The 4,788-nt window shown below is 75.1% G+C and carries 7 protein-coding genes; 3 read left to right on the forward strand and 4 right to left on the reverse strand.

Going from position 1 to position 4,788, the window contains the following annotated elements:
* Window positions 1-9 precede the first annotated feature (9 nt).
* Window positions 10-621 (reverse strand): DUF3515 family protein, encoded by a 612-nt coding sequence (locus tag DKL51_RS00050; protein ID WP_185734650.1) that lies wholly within the window; start codon window positions 619-621, stop codon window positions 10-12.
* Window positions 622-855 (reverse strand): Lrp/AsnC ligand binding domain-containing protein, encoded by a 234-nt coding sequence (locus DKL51_RS00055; RefSeq protein WP_073832485.1) that lies wholly within the window; start codon window positions 853-855, stop codon window positions 622-624.
* A gap of 177 nt (window positions 856-1,032) precedes the next feature.
* Here DKL51_RS00055 and DKL51_RS00060 point away from each other — a divergent pair, with 177 nt between their 5' ends.
* Window positions 1,033-1,971: a thiamine-phosphate kinase gene (locus tag DKL51_RS00060; RefSeq protein ID WP_109942786.1), complete on the forward strand. Its 939-nt coding sequence runs from the start codon at window positions 1,033-1,035 to the stop codon at window positions 1,969-1,971.
* A 66-nt stretch (window positions 1,972-2,037) separates the two neighbouring features.
* The gene (locus DKL51_RS00065) at window positions 2,038-2,505 is read left to right on the forward strand and encodes a GNAT family N-acetyltransferase (RefSeq protein ID WP_109942785.1); all 468 of its coding nucleotides are present in this window, start codon (window positions 2,038-2,040) and stop codon (window positions 2,503-2,505) included.
* A 30-nt stretch (window positions 2,506-2,535) separates the two neighbouring features.
* Here the strand turns inward: DKL51_RS00065 and DKL51_RS00070 are convergent, their stop codons facing one another.
* Both DKL51_RS00070 and rpmB read right to left on the reverse strand, forming a co-directional pair.
* Window positions 2,536-3,792: an ATP-grasp domain-containing protein gene (locus tag DKL51_RS00070; RefSeq protein ID WP_124811592.1), complete on the reverse strand. Its 1,257-nt coding sequence runs from the start codon at window positions 3,790-3,792 to the stop codon at window positions 2,536-2,538.
* Window positions 3,793-3,975: 183 nt separating this feature from the next.
* On the reverse strand, window positions 3,976-4,167 hold the full coding sequence (gene rpmB, locus DKL51_RS00075; protein WP_109942784.1) for a 50S ribosomal protein L28: 192 nt from the start codon (window positions 4,165-4,167) through the stop codon (window positions 3,976-3,978).
* Window positions 4,168-4,403: 236 nt separating this feature from the next.
* Here rpmB and DKL51_RS00080 point away from each other — a divergent pair.
* A partial coding sequence (locus DKL51_RS00080; RefSeq protein ID WP_260428309.1) for a DAK2 domain-containing protein occupies window positions 4,404-4,788 on the forward strand: 385 nt, incomplete at its 3' end.

The following is a 4,788-nucleotide window of genomic DNA, read 5'->3' on the forward strand; positions in this document are numbered from 1 at the left end:
GGGGCGGGGTCAGGCAGTGCAGCCGGCGGGGGCGGACCTGGCCGATGGGACAGCGGCGACGACCGCGTCGGAGATCGGGGTGACCCACTGCAGCGGCTGCTCGTACGCCTTCGGTACCCGGACCCGCACCGGCGTCTCCCGGTCGACCGTGGTGAGCACGGTGGCGTCGGCCTCCTCGGCCGCGTGCCAGCAGACCTTGTTGATCGTCCACACGTCGTCCGTCGGGGCGACGATCGGCGCGCTGCCGCCGCAGGCGACGGTCAGCGCCGGATCGCCGTACGCGGCGTTCTGCTCGGGGCCCGCGGTGACCGGCCGCTGGTTCAGCTCCCGTACGCTCGCCGGCAGCTGGGACATCAGGGCCCGGCAGACGATGGCGGGCCGCTCGGCCAGCGTCGGCGCGGGCATCTCCACCGGCGCGGTGGACTGCGGCCGGGCGGCGCTCGGCGACGGGCTCGGTGCGGCGGCCGGCGTGTCGGGCGAAAGCTTCGCGAAGGTGAACCCGGCCACCGCGACGGTCACCGGCAGCGCGACCAGCGTGGCCAGTAGCGCCGCCCGGCGGGTGACCCGGTCCCGGCGCGGGGTCGCCGACTCGGAAGCAGGGGTGGTAGTGATCTCGTCCACTTACAGGCGCACCACCGAACACGTGAGGGTGCGGGTGATGCCGGGCACCATCTGCACCTTGCTGACGATTAGTTTGCCGAGCTCGTCGACGGTGTTCGCCTCGGTGAGGACGACCACGTCGTACGGCCCGGTGACGGCGTCGACGCGCACCACGCCGGCAAGGTCCGAGATCTGCCCGGCCACGTCACGCGCCCGGCCGACCTCGGTCTGGATGAGGATGTACGCCTGTACCACGACTCGACCTCCGTCCGTCGCCGCCTGGGGCGGCCCGAAGGGTGAAACTACCCTACGGAACAGCCCTGATCCCTATCGGTCGCCGGGTGGACGCGGTGAGCGAGCACACGCCCGCACCGACGGCCGGGTCGACCAGTGGCGGTGCGGGTTGACGAGTGAGCGCGACGAGGGGACGGCATGACGGTCGCGGGTGTCGGGGAGTTCGGGCTGATCGACCGGGTGACCGCCCGGCTGACGTACGGGAAGAGCTGCCTGCTCGGTCCCGGTGACGACGGGGCGGTGGTCGCCGCGCCGGACCGGCGGGTGGTGGCCTCGACGGACGTGCTGGTCGAGGGGCGGCACTTCCGCCGGGACTGGTCCAGTGCGCGGGACATCGGGCACCGGGCGGCGGCGGCCAACCTGGCCGACATCGCGGCGATGGGCGCCACCCCGACCGCCCTGCTGGTGGCGCTCTGCCTTCCGGCGGAGCTGGAGACGAGCTGGGCGGAGGAGCTGGCCGACGGCCTCGCCGCGGAGGCGGCCCGGATGGGAGCGAGCGTGGTCGGCGGGGACATGTCGGCCAGTCCGACCCTCACCATCGCGGTCACCGCCCTCGGCGACCTCGCCGACCGACCGCCGGTGGTCCGGTCCGGGGCCCGGCCGGGGGACGTGGTGGCGCTGGCCGGGCGCACGGGCTGGGCGGCCGCCGGGTACACCGTGCTGTCCCGGGGCTTCCGCACGCCCCGGCTGCTGGTCGAGGCGTTCCGCCGGCCCGAGGTGCCCTACCCGGCCGGTCCGCAGGCCGCCGGACTGGGCGCCACCGCCATGATCGACGTGTCGGACGGGCTGCTGGCCGACCTGGGCCACGTGGCGAAGGCCAGCGGAGTGGCCATCGACGTGCACCGGGACTCCTTCGAGGTGCCCCGGCAGATGCGGGACGCCGCCCAGGCGCTCGGCGTCGACCCGTACTCCTGGATTCTCACCGGCGGCGACGATCACGCCCTGGCCGCGACCTTCCCGCCGTCGGTGGCGCTGCCCGCCGAGTGGCGTCCGGTCGGCCGGGTGGCCGAGGGCACCGGCGTGACCGTGGACGGCGCGACGTACGAGGGCCGGACCGGCTGGGACCACTTCCGCTGAGTGACGTGCGACAAGGTCCGCCGCCGGCGCCGGATCCGGGGCCGGCCGCGGTCGTACCCTTCATGCGTGGGTGAGATCGAGATCCGGACGCAGCGCTTCGACGCGCCGGAGTCGCAGGCGTTGATCCGGGCGGCCCTGGCCGACCTCGGCCAGCGGTACGGCGGCAGCGGCGACGAGACGCCGGTCGACCCGGCGGAGTTCGAGCCGCCGGCGGGCGCCTTCCTGGTCGCCTACCTCGGCGGGGAGCCGGTCGGCTGCGGCGGCTGGCGCAGCCACGGCGCGGACGGCGAGACGGCCGAGCTGAAGCGGATGTACACCGCGCCGACCGCCCGGGGCCGGGGAGTGGCCCGTTCGGTGCTCGCCGCGGTCGAGCGCTCGGCCCGCGAGCAGGGCCGCAAGCGGCTCATCCTGGAGTGCGGCGACAAGCAGCCCGAGGCGATCGCGATGTACACCTCGGCCGGCTACGAGCGGATCCCGAACTTCGGCTTCTACCAGGACGCCCCCGGCTGTCTCTCCTTCGGCCGCACCCTCTGACCGGCGCGAGCGGACCGCCGGCCGGTCGGCTCAGCGGACGGTGAACCGGATCTGCTCGGCGGCCTTGCGGGCGGCGCTCGCCGCCTCGGCCGGAACGGCTCCCCAGGCCAGCAGGTGACCGCTGCGCCCGGGGGAGGAGCGGACCTCCCCGATGGTGTCACCGACCGCCACGGCGAGCTGCACCTGGAGCACGCCGGGCACCCGCTGCGCCTGGCGGACCCCGTCCACGGCGGTCACCGTGCCGGGCGGGGCGAGCAGGAACTCCACCGCCGCCGCCGCGGTCGGCGCGGCCGGCAGCGCCGGCCGTTGCCCACCCAGCACCCGTAGGTACGCGCCGACGAAGTCGAACTCGTAGGCCACCGAGATCAGCGCGGTGATCATGTCCCCGGGCAGCCGCGCCGCGCACTCCACCAGCGTCGGCACCCCGTCGGCGACGATCCACTCGCTGTGCAGCACCCCGGTGCGGAACCCGGCCGCCCCGGCCAGCCGGATCGCCACGTCCCGCAGCGCCCGGCGGTCGGTCTCCGGAAGCGCCGCCGGCACGGTGTGCCCGGTCTCCACCGGGAAGCGCCCGCCGAGCAGCCGCTTGTCGGTGACGTTGGCGAAGATCGGCTCGCCGTCGGCGACCAGCAGTTCGACGCTGTACTCCGGGCCGACCAGGGTCTGCTCGACCAGCACCCCGGTGGGCAGCCCTCGCTCGGTGGCCTCCACGGTCGGCTCCGGCTCGGCGGTGACCGCCCACCCGCGGGCGATCTCGGCCGGGTCGGCGATGAGTTGCACGCCGAGGCTGCCGGAGCGGCGGGTCGGCTTGAGCACGCACCGGCCGCCCCACCGGTCGGCGAGCGCGGTGGCCTGGGCCGGCGAGTCGACCAGCTCGTACGCCGGGTTGGCCAGGCCGGCCGCGTCGGCGAGCAGCCGCATCCGGTGCTTGTCGGAGAAAATGTCGGCGGCCTCGACCCCGGCGCCGGGGAGACCGAGCCGCTCCGCGAGGCGGGCGGCGGCGCCGACCGCGTACTCCAGGCCGGGCAGCACCAGGCGGGCGGCCGCCAGGCCCGGCTCCCGGTCGAGCAGCGCGTCGACGGCCAGGCCGGTCTGGTACTCCGCGGGCACCACCCGGGACACCGCCGGCACCTCGGCCACCAGCCCGGCAAGCCCTCGCCGGCGGATGACGTCGGGCTCCTCGACCAGCACCACGCTGCCCGGCGGGAGCTGTTCGCCGAGCCAGCGCAGGACGCCGAGGGACGCCCCCACGACCACTATGTCGTCTCGGCCCAGGTCGAGGTCCACCGGTCGTCCCTCCGCGGGGTGTCGCGACCGCCGGCGGGAGCGGACAGCCGGCGCAGCCGGACCTTAACCGGGCGGTGCAACTCCGGGTCGACCACCGATCAGGGGCTCGTCCGGACACGACAGAACCGGCGGACCGCTCGGGTCCGCCGGCGCTGGCGAGATATCGGGTGGGGCGTTACCGCGTCAGGCGCGGGCGACCTTGCCGGCCTTGATGCACGAGGTGCAGACCTGCAGCTTCTTGGTGTTGCCGCCACCGGCCGGGGTGCGCACCGACTGGATGTTCGGGTTCCAGCGGCGGTTGGTCTTCTTCTTGGACCAGGGCACGTTGTGGCCGAAGCCCGGCCCCTTGCCACAGACGTCGCACACGCTAGCCACGGGATACTCCTGGGATTGATACGTTCATGAGGTCGCCGGCGGGCGCTGCCCGGGCAACCTGGCCAGGTTACCCGATGACCCGCCGGTCCTCCCAACCGGCCCGGTCGACCCCGGCGCGGGTGCTGCCAGCGTACCGGTGGGGACCGGTGGCCGGGCCGCGACCCGGGCCGGTGGACACGCCGACGGGGGCCGGCCGACCCCGGCGTGTGTCGGTGCGCGCCAGTAGGCTTCCCGACGTGCTGGACACCCTCGACGCCGCCGCGGTACGCCGCTGGTGCGCGAGTGGACTGGCCGCCCTCCAGCGGCACCAGGGCGAGATCGACGACCTCAACGTCTACCCGGTCCCGGACGGCGACACCGGCACCAACCTGGTGCTCACCCTCACCTCCGCGCAGCAGGCCCTCGCCATGGACCTGGACACCCTCCCCGAGGACGGGCACACCCCGCACGGGCACGCGCTGCGGTTGATGGCCCGGGGGGCGCTGCTCGGCGCCCGGGGCAATTCCGGAGTGATCCTGTCGCAGATCCTGCGCGGCTTCGCCGACGCGCTCGCCGCCGCCCGGGCGACGGTGCGCAGGTCGTCGCTGTCCGCCTGCTCGGCGGCGCGGGCCGCCGAGCCTG

The sequence above is a fragment of the Micromonospora globispora genome (assembly GCF_003857015.1).
Classification (GTDB): Bacteria; Actinomycetota; Actinomycetes; order Mycobacteriales; family Micromonosporaceae; genus Micromonospora; species Micromonospora globispora.